Source organism: Caulobacter mirabilis, from assembly GCF_002749615.1.
Taxonomy (GTDB): Bacteria; Pseudomonadota; Alphaproteobacteria; order Caulobacterales; family Caulobacteraceae; genus Caulobacter; species Caulobacter mirabilis.
In genome coordinates, this window is the sequence record NZ_CP024201.1 from 1,402,277 (window position 1) to 1,415,276 (window position 13,000).

The window sequence follows — 13,000 nt, forward strand, 5'->3', positions numbered from 1 at the left end:
GCTGGATCGCTAGATGAGCTTCGACGCCAGGCCGCAGACGAAGCTCAGGCCGAGCAATACGGCTGACGTCCCCAGATAGAGGATCTCCTTCTGGAGCAGGCCCGACAGTTGCGTTCTGAGCGATCCGGTCAGCAGGGCGGCGGCCTCGGCGAGCGGCGAATCCTCGTCGATGGTGTCCAGCTTCGCCAGCGCCCGCTGCAGCGGGCCGAGCCTGATCGACCATATCAGCAGGGTCACCGAGCTGGCGAAGCCGAAGCCCATGCCGATCATCTCGACGGCCACGGCTTTGGTGATGTCGGCCATCAGTCCGTCTCCCCGGCGAGCGCGATGGGATGCGCCTCGATGACGTCCGGGCCGGCGTCGACGATCGTCAGCTTGCCAGCGACCACCAGCGCGTTGAGCGCTTCCGCAACGTCACGGTTGGCGATGGCCTTCAGGTAGTAGGCGCGGCGCTCCGCCCGCAGAGCGAGGCTTATGGCCCCGCCGCCGGCCATGACTTCAGCAAGCGTTCCAGAGGGTGTCGAGCCGAACCCTCGAACGGCTTCCGTCAGTACTCCGGCGAGCGGCATCGGCCGCAATGTCTGTATGATCCAGGCGCTGGGATCGACCAGGGTCTCGGGCGTGGTGTCGTACTCCAGGCCGGAGACGGCCTCCGGGCGGGTGAACGATACCTGGGGAACCGCGCCGCAAGCCGACGCGAAGCGGGCCGTCATGTCCAGGCTCGGGGCGTGATCGACGAGCCCGCTTTCGATCTGTGAGATCCTGCCCTGGCTGACGCCCAGCTTCTTGGCCAGCTGCGTCTGACTAAGGCCGGCGGTCTTGCGCAGGGCGCGCAGCTGCTTGGAGATCTCATCCGCGAACTCGTAGGCGGCGATCGCCTGTTCGGTCTCCTCACCCTGAGGCAGGAGCGCGAGGATGTCGGAACTACGATCTACCATGGCTGTTTCTGTCCGCGAGCGCGCCGGTCCTGGGCTTCGGCGAGGCGGGCGTCGAAGTCGTCACGCGAGCCCTCATAGCCGAGCGAAGTCTTGATCAAGGCGGCCAGCGCGCCATCCAGAACCTCGATGGCGGCCCAGACGCGAGGCGGCCCGCCGGAGGGTTCGTCAAGGCGGCCCGTGTAAACCTTCAGGCCGTCGCTCGCGTGGCCGCCCAGCCATCTTCGAGCCAGCTGGTCCTCGAATGCGTCGGCGCCGGCGCCTGCGATCTTGGCTCTGCTGGCCTTGCGCAGTTCCTCCAGCGCGCAGGCGAAATGCGCAAGCGCTGTGTTGGCGGCGGGCGTAGCGCCGCTCGCGAGGGTGCGAAGCTCCACCCTTGTGTCCAGAGTTCCCAAGACGAGTCTCTGCAAATGTCCGCCCCGACAAATATATTATCTATGGCTAATAATCAAGAGTTTGCCACGGCCTTGAGTTGAACGGCCCCTACGTTCGCGCCGAATATGCGATCTCGCGCAATGACGGGCAATTGCTTAGAGCTTGGTCGCATGACAGCTCTCGCCGAACGTATCGCGCCCTGTGGTCCCGTGATCGACGCCAAGGCGGCCGAGCGTACGCGCGAGGTCCTGGCAGACCGGATCGGAGCGGCCGAAGCCTTCCAGACCGCCTGGCCGGCCCTGGCGCCGATCTTCGCCAGTTCGCCCTACCTGTCCGGTCTGGCGCGGCGCCGCAGCCAGGCCTTCCTGCGCACCCTGCAGCGCGACCCCGACGCCCGCCTAGCCGGCATCCTCGAGGAGGCCGAGGCGGTCGGCGCCGAGCCGGACCAGGATCTGGCGGCCACGAAGTTGCGCGAGCTGAAGGCCGATCTGCACCTGCTGACCGCCGTCGCCGACCTGGGCGGGGCCTGGACCCTGGACCAGGTGACCGGGGCCTTGACCCGCTTCGCCGACGCCGCCCTGCACGCCGCCGTGACCCAGGTCGCGCGGGCCGAGGTCGAGCGCGGCCGCCTGACCCATGTCGGCGAAGGCCCGTCGGGGCCGATCCCCGGGCTGATGATCATCGCCATGGGCAAGCACGGCGCCTATGAGCTGAACTACTCCAGCGACATCGACATCAGCTTTTTCTACGAGCCCCACCTGCTGCCGGTGACCGAGGGATACGAGCCGGGCGACGTCGCGGTGCGGATCACCCACGGCGTCTCGCGGATGATGATGGACCGGACGGCGGACGGATACGTCTTCCGGGTGGACTTCCGGCTGCGGCCCGATCCGTCCTCGACGCCGCCCGCCGTGCCGGCTCCGGCGGCCTTCACCTACTACGAGAGCGTCGGCCAGAACTGGGAGCGGGCGGCCTTCATCAAGGCGCGGGCGGCGGCGGGCGACATCCCGGCCGGCGAGGCCTTCCTGGAGGAGCTGAAGCCCTTCATCTGGCGTCGAAATCTCGACTTCGCGGCGATCGCCGACATCCATTCGATCAAGCGCCAGATCCACGCCTACAAGGTCGACGAGCGCATGACCGCCAAGGGCGCCGACTTGAAGCTGGGCCGAGGCGGCATCCGCGAGATCGAGTTCTACGTCCAGACCCAGCAGCTGATCCTGGGCGGCCGGCATCCGGAGCTGCGCTCCAACCGCACGCTGGACGCGCTCAAGGCTCTGTCGGAGGCCGGCCATGTCGCGCCCGAGGCGGCCGAAGAGCTGGCCTGGGCCTACGCCGACCTGCGGGCTCTGGAACACCGGGCCCAGATGCTGGGCGACGACCAGACCCACAAGCTTCCCGAGTCGGACGCCGACCGGAAGCGGGTGGCGGCTCTGTGGGGGTACGACAATCTGCGCAGCTTCGACGCCACGGTGGGCCGCATCCTGAAGGCCGTGAACGGGCGCTACGGCGAGCTGTTCCGCGGCGAGGAAGAGCTGTCGTCGAAGTTCGGCAGCCTGGTCTTCACGGGCGTCGAGGACGATCCCGAGACCCTGGCCACGCTCAAGCGGATGGGTTTCTCCAATCCGCCGCAGGTGTCGCAGGCGATCCGCGGCTGGCATCACGGCCGGATCAACGCCACCCGCACCGAGCGCGGGCGGGAGCTGTTCACCCGGCTGGCTCCCCGGCTGCTCGACGCCGCCCAGGCGACCGGCGCGCCCGACGCGGCCTTCAACCGTTTCACCGACTTCTTCTCCGGCCTGAGCTCCGGGGTGCAGGTCCAGTCGCTGTTCCTGGCCCAGCCGAAACTGTTCGAACTGGTCGTCCAGGTGATGGCCTACGCCCCGGCCCTGGCCCAGACCCTGGCGCGGCGGCCGGCGGCCCTGGACGCGCTGCTGGACCCGGCCTTCTTCGATCCGATCGACGCCGGACAGGGCGCGGAGGCGCTGCGCTTCGCCTTGAACCGCACCGAGGGTTTCGAGGAGGCCATGGACGCCGCCCGCCGGGTGCATCGGGAGCAGGCCTTCCGTATCGGGGTGCAGGTGATGAGCGGCTCGGCCACGGCCGAGGCCGCCGGCGCCGCCTTCGCCGACCTGGCCGATCTCTGCATCCGGGGCCTGGCCGACGCCGCCCTGGCCGAGACCGAGCGGCAGGCCGGAACCTTCGACGGCGACGTGGCCGTGGTGGCGCTCGGCAAGTGCGGCGGGCGCGAGATGACCGCCACTTCCGACCTGGACCTGATGACCCTGTACCGGTCCAAGGATCCAGCCGGGATGTCGACGATCAAGGCCTGGAGCGCCGACACCTTCTACGCTCGCTTCACTCAGAGGCTGATCGCGGCCCTGTCGGCGCCGACCGGCGAGGGCGGCCTCTACGAGGTCGACATGCAGCTTCGTCCGACGGGCAGCAAGGGGCCGGTGGCGGTGTCGATGCGGGCCTTCGACGACTACTACGACCGCGAGGCGGAGACCTGGGAGATGCTGGCCCTGACCCGGGCCCGGGTGGTCTGGGCGACGTCGGAGCTGTTCGCCGTCGAGGCGGAGGCGGCCATCGAGCGGGCCCTGCGCCGGCCACGGGACCGCAAGCGCACCGTCGCCGATGTGCGCGAGATGCGCGAACTGATGGCGCGCGAGCGGCCGCCCTCGGGCGTCTGGGACCTGAAGCTCAGCGAAGGCGGGCTGGTCGATATCGAGTTCGCCGCCCAGCACCTCCAGATCGTCCATGCCGGCGAGGATGGGCCGCTGGCCCAGAACACCGGCGAGGCCCTCGTCGCCCTGGGCGCGGCGAGCCTGGCCGACCCCGGCCGGGTCGCTGACCTGGTCGAGGCCTGGCGGCTGCAGCAGAACCTGTCGCAACTGCTCAAGCTGGCGCTCGACGATCGCGCCGACCCGGCCGACGAGCCCAAGGGGCTGCAGGCGCTGCTGGCGCGGGCCGGCGGGGCGCGGGACCTGAAGGGACTGCGGACCCGGCTCGACAGGGCTCGGGACAAGGCGCGCGCGGCCTACGAGGCCGTGGTGGCCTGACATGGAGTGAAAAATCCCAGCAATGTCGGCGGGCCATGGTCCGGCGACACAACGGGAGATCCCCTGATGAAGACCCTTCTGATGTCCGTGGCCGTGTTGGCCCTTTCGGCTGGCGCGGCGGCGGCTCAGCCGCCCAAGGCCGACGCCAACGGCGACGGCAAGGTGACCCTGGCCGAGTTCAAGGTCAGCCGCGTGGCCGCGATGATGCGCGCCGACGCCAACAAGGACGGCAAGGTCGGCAAGGCCGAGTTCGAAGCGTTCGCCGGCATGCGCGGCGGCGGCCAGGGCGGGGCGGGCGGCGGCCAGGGCGGCGGCGGCCGGATGTTCGGCATGATCGACGCCAACGCCGACGGCGTCGTCACCAAGGCCGAGGTCGAGGCCGCGGCCGACCGCCGCTTCAAGCGGATGGACGCCAATGGCGACGGCGTCCTGACCGCCGCCGAACGCGAGGCCGGCCGCGGTCCGCGCTAGTCGGCGTTCTGAGCCGCCGGCGCCGGCCTGCGGGCGGGGATCCAGGCGGCCGCGAGCATGAGCAGGGCCGCGACGCTCGCCGCCGCCAGCGGCCATTGGTGCGAACCGCCGTAGAGGCCCGCGCCGAGCAGCGGGCCGATGATGTAGCCCGCGCCCATGCCGCCGGCGACCGCGCCGGCGGCGGCGCCCTGTTCCTCCGGCGACACCGACAGCGAGGCGAGCGCCTGCACGCCCGGCGTCAGCAGGCCGGCGCCGAGACCGGCCACGCCGTAGCTGGCGATCAGCCCCGGCAGGCCGGGGGAGACCAAGGCGCCGACCAGCCCCGCCAGAAGCAGCAGAGCGCCGAGCCGCAGCATGGTCATCGGCTCCGGCTTGAGCAGGCGGATGCCGACCGCCTGGACCAGCAGCATGGCCAGGGCCATGGCCGTCATGGCGAACCCGACCGCCTTCGGCGTCTGCTGCAGGTTCAGCGAGAGCTTGTCCTGGAAATAGAAGGCCGAGGTCTGCTGCACGATCGACAGGCTGGTGAACAGCAGCAGGGCGAAGATCACCGCGAAGCGGATCCGCGGATCGAGCGGCGACAGCTTGGGCGGCGTCGGCCGATCGGCGGCTTGGATCGGCTCGGGAACCGCCAGCCGGATGCAGATCGCGGCCAGGACGGTCAGTCCGGCCGCCAGGTAGAGCGGCGTCAGAACCCCGAACCGGGCCAGCAGTCCGCCGACCATCGGGCCCAGCACCGACCCCAGGCCGAACGCGGCCCCGACCATGGCCACGCCGCCGGCGCGGTTCTCCCGGTCGGTGATATCGGCCATGTAGGCGGTGGCGGTCGGCTGCAGCCCGCCGGTCAGGAAGGCGGTGACGGCGCGGACCGCCGCCAAGGCCGCGAAGGCCGTCATGGCGGTGATCGCTCCCGCCATCCCAGCCTGCATCACCAGGGCGAAGGCGGCCGTGCCCAGGCCGTAGACGGTCAGCCCCCAGACCAGCGGCTTGATCCGGCCCAGCCGGTCGCTCATCCGCCCCCAGAACGGCGCGCCGATGGTCCAGGCGACGGCGGCCAGGCTGATGACCGCGCCCAGATGCAGTTCGGTCAACCCGATCTCGCGCACGACCGGCCCGGCCATGGCGAACAGCACCGTCTGGCCCATGGCGAAGACGGTCATCCCGAACAGGATCAACGCCACCCCGCTCTTGCCGCCGGCTCTGATCGTGGTTTGGGATTGGATCATCTACGCACCTCTTGGCATGCATATGAGAATCGTTCGCATATATCGGTCAAGGTGTTTCCGAGGGCTTTCCTTTCCCGCGACGCTCGGTGAAAGATCGCCGTTCCTCATTCGGAGACGACGGCGATGTGCGAAGACGACATCCATCCCGGTCTGATCGTGGATCCCACGGTCTCGCGCCGGACGTTCGGCCTGACCGTCGCCGCGGTCGCGGGAATCGCAGGCGCCGCCCAGGCGACGACGCCAGTGGTTTCCCGGGACGTCGACATCAAGACCGCCGACGGGGTCGCCGACGCCGTGGTGTTCCACCCGGAAGGGAAGGGGCCCTGGCCAGCGGTGCTGATTTGGCCGGACATCGTCAGCCTGCGGCCGGTGTTCCGCGAGATGGGCCGGCGGCTGGCGGCCGAGGGCTACGTCGTGCTCGTGCCCAATCTCTACTACCGCACCCGCCGGGCGCCGGTGGTGGAAAGCACGTTCGACTTCGCCAACGCCGACGACCGGGCCAAGCTGATGGCGCTGCGCAAGACGGTGACGCCGGACGCCACCGAGCGCGACGCCAAGACCTATCTCGCCTACCTCGACGCCCAGCCCCAGGTCGACAAACGCAGGAAGGTCGGCGTCCAGGGCTACTGCATGGGCGGGGCGCTCTCGATCATTACCGCCGCGACGGTCCCGAACCGCATCGGCGCGGTAGCCAGCTTCCACGGCGGCGGCCTGGCCACCGACAAGCCCGACAGCCCACACCTGCTGCTGGCCAAGACCAAGGCCGAATACCTGATCCTCTGGGCCAAGAACGACGACGACAAGGACCCCAATGAGAAGGTCCGGCTGAAGGCGGCCATGGACGCCGCCAAGCGCCCGGCCAAGATCGAGGTCTATCCCGCCGCCCACGGCTGGTGCGTGAAGGGCAGCCAGGTCTACGACGAAGCCCAGGCCGAACGCGCGTGGGCGGAGCTGCTGGCGCTCTACAAGCGGACGCTGAAGTAGCGGCTGTTTCCTCCGGTCGTCCCGGCGAAGGCCGGGATCCCGTTTCAACCACGGCGCTGGGCTCCCTTCCGTCAGCGCATCGTTCTACGACCTGGGTCCCGGCCTTCGCCGGGATGACCGGGGTGAGGATGGCCTATCCCGCCCGCGCCTCGATCCCCAGGGCCGTCAGGTCGCAGATGGCGTCGGCGATCTGGATCGGGGTCATCGGGTAGCCTTCGGGCAGCCACTTCGGGAGCCACAGGAAGATCCCGGCCGCCGCCTCGGCCGCGAAGGCGCTGTCGGCGGCCCGGCTGGAGCCGTCGGCCGCGCCCTGGCGCTGATTCCGGGCCGAGGTCATGCGCAGCCGGCGCGAGGCGCGGCTGAACCGCTCCAGCTCGTCGGCGGGCAGGGACATGCGGCCCGGCTGCAGCATCAGCGGCGACAGCGGACCGGCCTGGGCCTGGATGTTCAGGTGCAGGGTGATCAGCGAGCGCTCGAAACCGGTGCGGCCGGCCTTCACCGCCGTGTCCATGATCAGGTCGTAAAGCTCGAAGGCCCGGCGATAGCAGCGCACCACCAGATCGGCCTTGTCGTCGAAGTAGTGGTAGACGGCGCCCTTGGTCGCCCCGACGCTGGCGCTGATCTCGTCCAGCGACACCCCGTCGATGCCGCGCCGGTTGAACAGGCGCGAGGCGGCGGCGATCAGCTGGCCGATCTTCACCTCGTTGGTCTGCTTCCGGTCGAAGGCGTTGAACGGCCTGGCGGTCAGGGCCTCGATGTCGATCCCGCAGCGCACGTCGGCGGAAGCGTCGGCGGCGAAGCCGTGCAGGAAGAGGTCGACCACCGCCGCCGTCGCCCGCCGTCGCGCGGCGCGATCGTCGCGGTGGCCCAGCCAGCCCGCCGACAGCCGGGTCCAGGAGATCAGGCCGGTCAGCGACTGGGCGGCGATCTCGGTGTCGCAGGGCCGGAAGACGTCGGCCGCGATCCCCTCGGCGATCAGCCCGCGCAGGGCGGCGATGTTGCGGGCCTGATGCTCGCGGATCACCGCGCGGGGGGCCTCGGGCAGGTAGTCTATGTCGGTCAGCACGGCCTGTGGCGGCCGGTCGAAGGCCAGCTCCGCCTCGACGAAGCGGCGGATGCGGTCGGACGGACCGTCGCCGGTCTCGACCGCGAGGGCCAGGTCGTCCGCCGTCGCCTCGCAGGCGCGCAGATAGCTGCGGAAGACCAGGTCGGCCCGGTCGGCGACGTAGTAGTAGAGCGTGTTGCGCGACAGCCCGACCTGCTCGGCGATGTCGTTGAGCACGATGGCCCCGGCGCCCTGGGCGTTGATCCGACGGGCGGCCTCGTCGAGCAGCAGGTCGCGCTTGGCCGCCCGCTTGCGCGCCGGTTTCGGGCGCGGAGCCCTGGCTGCCGATTCCGTCGTCATCGCTTCCTTTTCGCCGCGTTCGCCGCGGCCGGCTACTCGACGATCAATACACAAGACATACGAGATTGTCGAAAAACTTGACGATCATGTCCCGTCGTGTCGTTATCGATGCAAACTCAAGTGTCGAAAAACTGGCAACCGCGAGGTCAGCCGGACGACCGTCAGGGAGGAGCGGGGAGATGGGCGATCAAGGGCGAAGCGCGCGCGGGCCCAGGGCATGGCTGGCGGCCGGCGCCGGGCTGATGGCGCTGGCCATGGCCGGGACGGCGCGGGCCGAGGATCCGGCGCCGGCCGAGGTCGATGCGGTCGTCGTCACCGCCCAGAAACGGGCGCAGGACACGCTGGACGTCGGGCTGAACGTCTCGGTCGTCGACGCTGGCGCGCTGCGGCAGAACCGGGTGACCCAGATCAGCGACCTGTCGGCCTTCACCCCCAACGTCGACATCAAGGAGAACATGCCCGGCATCCTGCCGGTGGTGACCATCCGCGGCGTCGGGCTGAACGACTTCTCGGCGACCAACAATCCCAGCGCCGGGGTCTATGTCGACGAGGTCTATCTCAGCTCGCTGGCGCTGATGAACTTCGACCTGTTCGACCTGGAGCGGATGGAGGCGCTGAAGGGGCCGCAAGGCACCCTCTACGGCCGTAACTCCACCGCCGGGGCGATCAACATCGTCACCGCCAAGCCCAGCTTCGGCGGCTATGCGGCGCGGATCGCGGGCGGGTTCGGGAACTACGAGAGCGCCGACCTCGACGGCTGGGTCAACGTTCCGGTGTCGGAGATCTTCGCCCTGCGGTTCAGCGGCAAGCTGGCGCGGCAGGACGAGGGCTTCTTCTTCGACCGCGGCCGCAACGACGACATCGGCCGGCGCGACGTGAAGATGGTCCGGGCCCAGGCCCGCTGGGCGGCGACCGAAGCCACCGACATCCTGCTCAAGGCCGAGGCCCAGCAGGTGCGGTCGCAGGTCGGCGGTCCGGAGTTCTTCGGTCTGCTGCCGCCCCCGGGCGCGCCGGCCGGCCTGGTCTGCCCCGGCTCGCCGGGCTGTATGGATTTCCTGGGTTACCGCGACACGGACGGCGATCCCTACAAGGGCGCCTGGTCGGTCGACCCGACCTACGACGTCGACCAGCGGGCGGTCACCCTGCGCATGGAGCATGACTTCGGCTGGGGGACGCTGACCTCGGTGACCGGCTGGGTCGACTTCCAGCGGCAATGGGGCGCCGACACCGACGGCGGGCCTTTCCGACAGACCGACTTCGTCGAGCACGACGACATCCAGCAGATCTCGCACGAGCTGCGCCTGGCCGGGGCGACGGAGAAGACCGACTGGCTGGTCGGCGCCTTCATCTCCCGCGACCGGGTGCGGATGACCTACGACGGCGACCTACGCGACCTGTTCAACACCCGGACCCTGACCTTCACCGACCAGGTCTCCAAGTCGGCGGCGGTGTTCGGCAACATCGAGCACGACCTGACCCCGACGCTCAGCCTGATCGCCGGACTGCGCTACACCTCGGAGGAGAAGGCCAACATCGGCGGCGACTACGACCTGGTCTCGCAGTGTCCGGGCAGCGCCCTGACCGGCGCGCCCTGCGGCTCCCCGCCGATCCTGATGGCCTTCGTCGACGAGACCATCGACGACCAGAACTGGTCCTGGAAACTGGGCCTGAACTGGAAGCCCGGTCCGCTGACCCTGATCTACGCCAGCGTCAGCCAGGGGGTGAAGAGCGGCGGGTTCTTCTCGGGCGTGGCGAGCAACTCGGCTCAGCTGAAGCCCTACGAACCCGAGACCTTGGTCGCCTGGGAGGCCGGGGTGAAGCAGCGCCTGCCGGCCTGGGGCCTGTCCTGGTCGGGCAGCGTGTTCTTCTACGACTACTCCGACGTCCAGACCTTCATCCGCGACATCTCCGGGACGCTGCCGATCCAGCGGCTGGGCAACGTCGGCGAGGCGACCATCTACGGCCTGGACCTCGATGCGCGCTGGACGCCGACGGCCTTGCCCGGTCTGGACGTGACCGCGGGCCTGGGCCTGCTGCACAGCGAACTGGGCGGCTTCATCGGCTCGGGCGGTCCGGTGGCCAAGGGCAACGAACTGCCCGACGCGCCGCCGGTCAGCTTCAACCTGGCGGTCGGCTACAGCTTCGACGTGGGCGAGACCCTGAAGGCCCGGGTCCAGGTCGACGGCCGCTACGCCGACGACATGTTCAAGGACGCCGTCAACGACCCGCTGATCGCCACCGAGGGCTACTGGGTGTGGAACGCCCGGGCCAGCCTGTTCTCCGGCAGCGACTGGGAGGTGGCGATCTGGGGCAAGAACCTGGCCGACGAGGAATACGTCACCCAGGGCGTCAACAACCTGCCGCTGGGCGTCGGTTTCCGCGTCTACGGCGCGCCGCGCACCTTCGGCGTCAGCTTCAGCAAGAGCTTCCAGTGACCCAGATCGAGGGAAGGGCCGATCCGGCCTTCGCGGCGCTCGCCGCAGAGTTTGAACGCAACTTCACGGAGCGGGGCGACGTCGGGGCCTCGCTGGCCGTGGTCCAGGACGGCGAGCTGGTCGTCGACCTCTGGGGCGGCAGCCTCGACAAGGCCGGGGCCAGGCCCTGGCGCTCGGACAGCGTGGTCAATGTCTGGTCGACGACCAAGGCGGTGACGGCGCTGTGCTTCGCCGTCCTGGTCGACCAGGACAAGGCGGCCTACGCCGACCCGGTCGCGCGGTGGTGGCCGGAGTTCGCGGCGGAGGGGAAGGGCGACATCACCATCGCTGAGCTGCTGTCGCACCAGGCCGGTCTGTGTAGCTTCACCAGCCCGGCCGTGGTCGCCGACTACTACGATCAGCCGACGGCGGCGGCGCGGCTCGCCGGCCAGGCGCCGCTGTGGCCGCCTCGGTCGCGTTCCGGCTACCACGCCATCAGCATCGGGACTCTGGCGAACGAACTGTTCCGGCGGATCGAGGGGCGGTCGCTGGGCGCCTTCGTGGTTGAGGACCTGTCGGGCCCGTTCGGCCTCGACCTGACCCTGGGTCTGCCGGCGTCGGAAGAGGCTCGGCGGGCCGAGATGATCGCGCCGCCGGAGCTCGGCACCAGCAGCATGGTCCCGGAGATGAATCCCTCGCAGATCGTCGCCTACGCCAACCCGGCGATGGAGCCGCTGCTGCCCAACACCGCCGCGTGGCGGGCCTGCGAGATTCCGTCGGCCAACGGCTTCTCCAACGCCCGGTCGCTGGCGCGGCTGTTCGGGGCGGCGGCGAACGGCGGGACGCTGGACGGGCGCAGGGTCGTGGGCGCCGAGGCGCTGGCCCAGGCGACCAGGCTGCAGATCGAGGGCGTCGACGAGGTGCTCGGCGTGCCGGCCCGCTGGGCGGCGGGCTTCCTGCTCAATACCGACGGCCTCTATGGACCGGAGCCGCGGGCGTTCGGCCACTCCGGCTGGGGCGGTTCGTTCGCGATGGTCGATCCGGTGCGGCATGTGGCGGTGAGCTACGCGATGAACCGGATGGGAACCGACCTGGTCGGCGATCCCCGCGACGTCGCCCTGATCGCGGCGACCTACGAGGGGCTGGCGTAGAGGGCCGCGATGCGCGCCGCCGTCGCGGCGACCGCCTCGCGCAGATCCGGCGGTCCCAGCACCTCGGCCTCCGCGCCGAGGTAGAGCAGCTGGCGCGTGGCGTCCTCCAGGTCCTCGGTCGGGATCTCGGCGATGATCCAGCCGGCCGGCTCGGCGGGCTGACGGTCTGCGTCGACCGCCTCGGCGGCGGCCGGGCTGATGATCCGCAGTCGTCGCAGGCCTTCCGGCGAAAGCCGCACCTGGGCCCGGCCGCTCATCAGCCGCGCCTCGAAGTCCCGCGCCCAGTCGCTCCAATAGGCCGCTAGGTCGAACCCGACCGGCCGCTGGAAGGGCTCGGCCAGGGGCTCCAGCGCGCGGAGGCTCGAGACCCGATAGGTTCGCGGAGTCCCTCCGACCGCCGCCGCCAGGTACCAGGCCCCGCCCTTGAGCACGAGGCCGAGCGGGTCGATGTCGCGGTCCACAGGCCCCTTCCAGCTGTCGTAGCGGATGCGCAGGCGGCGGTCCGCCCAGACCGCCTCGGCCAGGGCCGGCAGCAGCGGGCTGGTCTCGGTCCGCCGATACCAATGGGTCGGATCCAGGTGGAAGCGCGCGGCGACCTTCTGGGCGCTGGCCCCTGAGTCGGGCGGCAGGCTGGCCAGCAGCTTCAGGCGAGCGGCGGCCAGGTCGTCGCCCAGGCCCAGGTCGGCCGCCGCCGCCCCGCCGCCGGCCAGGACCAGGGCGTCGGACTCGGTGGACGTCAAGCCGGTCAGGCGCGTGCGATAGCCGTCCAGCAGCGCGAAGCCTCCGGCCCGGCCGCGCTCGGCGTAGACCGGCACGCCGGCGGCGCTGAGCTCGTCGATATCGCGATAGATGGTGCGGACCGAGACCTCGAACTCTTCCGCCAGGGCCTCGGCCGTCAGCCGGCCGCGCAGCTGCAGCAGGATCAGGATCGACAGGAGGCGGCTCGCACGCATGATTGCAGTCTAGCCGAAAAAGCTGAC

The 13,000-nt window shown here is 70.2% G+C and carries 11 protein-coding genes; 5 read left to right on the plus strand and 6 right to left on the minus strand.

Translation table 11 applies throughout. The features are described from left to right. Positions 1-9: 9 nt before the first annotated feature. The 3 genes from CSW64_RS06885 to CSW64_RS06895 are packed head-to-tail and all read right to left on the minus strand — an operon-like array spanning position 10 to position 1,309. The gene (locus tag CSW64_RS06885) at positions 10-303 is read right to left on the minus strand and encodes a hypothetical protein (RefSeq protein ID WP_099621413.1); all 294 of its coding nucleotides are present in this window, start codon (positions 301-303) and stop codon (positions 10-12) included. Then, positions 303-938, minus strand: a complete 636-nt coding sequence (locus CSW64_RS06890; protein WP_099621414.1) for a helix-turn-helix domain-containing protein — start codon at positions 936-938, stop codon at positions 303-305. Before CSW64_RS06890 ends, CSW64_RS06885 begins: the two co-directional genes overlap by 1 nt. Continuing rightward, positions 932-1,309 carry a hypothetical protein gene (locus tag CSW64_RS06895; RefSeq protein WP_099621415.1) on the minus strand — a complete coding sequence of 126 codons (378 nt, stop codon included), beginning with the start codon at positions 1,307-1,309 and terminating at the stop codon, positions 932-934. The genes CSW64_RS06890 and CSW64_RS06895 overlap by 7 nt, the downstream gene beginning before the upstream one ends. A gap of 171 nt (positions 1,310-1,480) precedes the next feature. Between CSW64_RS06895 and CSW64_RS06900 the strand changes: the two genes are divergently transcribed. Continuing rightward, complete coding sequence (locus CSW64_RS06900) at positions 1,481-4,369, plus strand: bifunctional [glutamine synthetase] adenylyltransferase/[glutamine synthetase]-adenylyl-L-tyrosine phosphorylase (RefSeq protein WP_099621416.1); 2,889 nt, start codon at positions 1,481-1,483, stop codon at positions 4,367-4,369. A gap of 66 nt (positions 4,370-4,435) precedes the next feature. After that, positions 4,436-4,840 (plus strand): EF-hand domain-containing protein, encoded by a 405-nt coding sequence (locus CSW64_RS06905; protein WP_099621417.1) that lies wholly within the window; start codon positions 4,436-4,438, stop codon positions 4,838-4,840. On the opposite strand, the gene CSW64_RS06910 is transcribed toward CSW64_RS06905, so the two are convergent. Then, the gene (locus tag CSW64_RS06910; RefSeq protein WP_099621418.1) at positions 4,837-6,066 is read right to left on the minus strand and encodes an MFS transporter; all 1,230 of its coding nucleotides are present in this window, start codon (positions 6,064-6,066) and stop codon (positions 4,837-4,839) included. The genes CSW64_RS06905 and CSW64_RS06910 overlap by 4 nt on opposite strands. Before the next feature lie 123 nt (positions 6,067-6,189). On the opposite strand from CSW64_RS06910, the gene CSW64_RS06915 reads away from it, so the two are divergent. Next, positions 6,190-7,050, plus strand: a complete 861-nt coding sequence (locus tag CSW64_RS06915) for a dienelactone hydrolase family protein (protein ID WP_099621419.1) — start codon at positions 6,190-6,192, stop codon at positions 7,048-7,050. Positions 7,051-7,183: 133 nt separating this feature from the next. Here the strand turns inward: CSW64_RS06915 and CSW64_RS06920 are convergent, their stop codons facing one another. After that, the gene (locus CSW64_RS06920) at positions 7,184-8,455 is read right to left on the minus strand and encodes a TetR/AcrR family transcriptional regulator (protein WP_099621420.1); all 1,272 of its coding nucleotides are present in this window, start codon (positions 8,453-8,455) and stop codon (positions 7,184-7,186) included. A gap of 179 nt (positions 8,456-8,634) precedes the next feature. On the opposite strand from CSW64_RS06920, the gene CSW64_RS06925 reads away from it, so the two are divergent. Both CSW64_RS06925 and CSW64_RS06930 read left to right on the plus strand, forming a co-directional pair. Further along, complete coding sequence (locus tag CSW64_RS06925) at positions 8,635-10,890, plus strand: TonB-dependent receptor (RefSeq protein WP_099621421.1); 2,256 nt, start codon at positions 8,635-8,637, stop codon at positions 10,888-10,890. Further along, positions 10,887-12,020, plus strand: coding sequence for a serine hydrolase domain-containing protein (locus CSW64_RS06930; RefSeq protein ID WP_172448487.1), 1,134 nt, complete (start codon positions 10,887-10,889; stop codon positions 12,018-12,020). The genes CSW64_RS06925 and CSW64_RS06930 overlap by 4 nt, the downstream gene beginning before the upstream one ends. Here CSW64_RS06930 and CSW64_RS06935 read toward each other — a convergent pair. Beyond that, positions 12,002-12,973: a helix-turn-helix transcriptional regulator gene (locus CSW64_RS06935; protein ID WP_099621423.1), complete on the minus strand. Its 972-nt coding sequence runs from the start codon at positions 12,971-12,973 to the stop codon at positions 12,002-12,004. The genes CSW64_RS06930 and CSW64_RS06935 overlap by 19 nt on opposite strands. Positions 12,974-13,000 lie beyond the last annotated feature (27 nt).